Source organism: Endozoicomonas sp. SESOKO4, from assembly GCF_024606275.1.
In genome coordinates, this window is the sequence record NZ_JAHHPS010000144.1 from 1 (window position 1) to 2424 (window position 2424).

Below are 2424 nucleotides of genomic sequence, written 5' to 3' on the forward strand. Positions count from 1 at the left end.
AGAATGAAAGTTCAAAACATTGAGGTCATTGGAACAAAGAAAAAACAGCGCCCTGGTCGGGGAAAATGCTTTGTGCGATTATTGTTGTAAAGAGTACTTCTCATGGTTCTCAGTCTTTAGTGGATTTGCGCTCATCCGACCATCCATCTTTCCATTCTTCCCACAAAGTTCAGTAATTCTTGCTTTGTTATAACTAACGGTCAACACGTACCGGCTATCGGCGCTGAAGGTGGCTGAGGTGATTGCACCATTGTGTTGAATGGTGGCTTTTTCTACCCATGTTCCATCGTCTCCCAGACCATAAATTTTCGCCGTTTTGTCTTCACTGGCGGTCACCACAAGACAACCATCGGCACTGAAGGTGGCTGATTGGACGCAATCTTTGTGGGCAATGGTGGCTTTTTTTACCCATGATCCCTCGCCATTCCGGCCATAGATGTTTGCCGTTCCATCATAACTGGCAGTCACCACATGGCGACTATCGGCGCTGAAGTTGAACGAGGTGATCATGTCCTTGTGTTTAATAGTGGCTTTTATTAACCATAATCCACTGTCCTGCTGGCCAGAGATGTTTGCTGTTCCATCAAAACTGGCAGTCACCACATGGCGGCTATCGGGGCTGAAGTCGGCTGAGTAGATAGAATGAAGATGAGAAATTATGGTTACTTCTTTCCATGAACCATCGTCTTGCAAGTTAAGAATTTTCGCCTTGCAATCTCCACTAGTGGTTACCAGGTGACGGCCGTTGTCGCTGAAGGTGCTTGAGAGGATCATCTTCTCATGGGTAATGGTAGCTTTATCTTCCCATGATCCATCGTCCCTCTCACCATAGATTTTTGCAGAGTTATTGAGGTTTAAGATCAGCGAATGACGTCCATCGCAGCTTAAACTGGTATACTTGACCAAGTGATCATGATTATATTTAATGGTGGTTTTTTCTTCCCATGATCCATCGTCAGTCTGAACGCAGACTCTGAAAGTCCTGTCTTTATTGAAGCTCAAAACACGACGGCCATCAGCGCTGAAGCTGGCCGATATCACCGGAGAAAGATGGCTGGTAGTGTATTTTGCTTCCCATGATCCATCTGTCTGGCCATAGATTCTCACCCTATCATCACTGGCGGTCAACACATGGCGGTCATCAGCGCTGAAGGTGGCTGATTTAACCAATCCAGCATGGGTAATGGTGTCTTTTACTGCCCATGATCCATCGTCCTCCTGACCATAGATTTTCGCAGTGTTCATGTCATCTCCACCGGCGATCAACAAATGATGGCCATCGGAGCTGAAGCTGGCGGAACAGACACGGCCATTCAGGTTAATAGTGGGTTTTACTTTCCATGTTCCATCGGTTTCCTGGTCACAGATTTTCACTGCATTATTCAAACCGACGGTCACCAAGTGGCGGCTATCGGCGCTTAAAGTGGCTATGGGGATACCGTGATGATGGGTAATTTCGGTTTTTGTCTCCAGGTTCAATACTTCACATTGAGACATCAGTTTATTTTTGGTGAAAAGGATCAGTGCGGGGAAGTAAGCGTTATCTCGTTTTTTTACGAGTGACTTGACAGTGCCCGTATTCGCAAATGGCCTCAACCAATCACTGAGTTGTTGATCATCTTTTGCCGTAAAGATTGTTTTCAGTTGATATTGGTGTGGGGCAGGAAACCGGCGATACCATGCCCTTTCCAGAGCTCTGTTACTTTCAACAAGAGCGCGAAGATATTTGCATACCTTTGCTAATCGGGTAATCTCCCGCAAACCCAAATAGCGAATAATCATAGATTCTGGTAAGTCGGGCAAATCGAGTAACAAAGATTTATTTTTGTAAGATGCAGTGACGTCCCTGCCTGCAATAACACCTGTTGGTGTTTCCTCCGGTCGGGGTTGCTCAGGTTTTGGCGAGAATAAACTGTCAATGCTGGAATTGCTGCTTGTAGAGTGCATGCCTGCTCCTTCAATGCTCTAAAGTCGTTATTGATCCTCAGTTAGAAAGGACATTTAAAACTGATTGAAAGGTTAGAACCGGTTTGGGAATGAAAGTTCACAAATTTGGGGTCACAGCCTGCCAAGGGCGAGTCTTTAATGGCGCAGTCGAAGCAGGTTGATGACTTCGTACTGCCACATGGGCATTAAGACCTGTTTGCTGAAGAAGATTTCCTTCCATGTCTTTTTATCATCGGTTAACCCGCGGCAGGTGATAGACAGATGGACGCGAACATTGCACTTCAGATCATGCCCAGACGTATACAGTGCCTTTCCCTCCTGAGCCTGTGACAAGCAGAAATCAATCTCTTGGCTTTGCATCATCAAGCTTTCGTTTTCGGTGTTGCCTTCTGTGAACCGAAAAGGCTTTCGCGTTTGGCTGAGTCTTCTGGCACTCTGGGCAGGTTCGCTCTGAGGTGTGATCTTTTCTTTTGTGAG

General features: G+C 46.1%; 1 protein-coding gene and 1 pseudogene. Both read right to left on the reverse strand.

Going from position 1 to position 2424, the window contains the following annotated elements:
- Positions 1 to 78: 78 nt before the first annotated feature.
- Positions 79 to 1947, reverse strand: a complete 1869-nt coding sequence (locus KDK16_RS02760; RefSeq protein WP_257274570.1) for an F-box/WD40 repeat-containing protein — start codon at positions 1945 to 1947, stop codon at positions 79 to 81.
- A 135-nt stretch (positions 1948 to 2082) separates the two neighbouring features.
- A pseudogene (locus tag KDK16_RS02765) lies at positions 2083 to 2424 on the reverse strand (hypothetical protein); the annotation flags it as partial.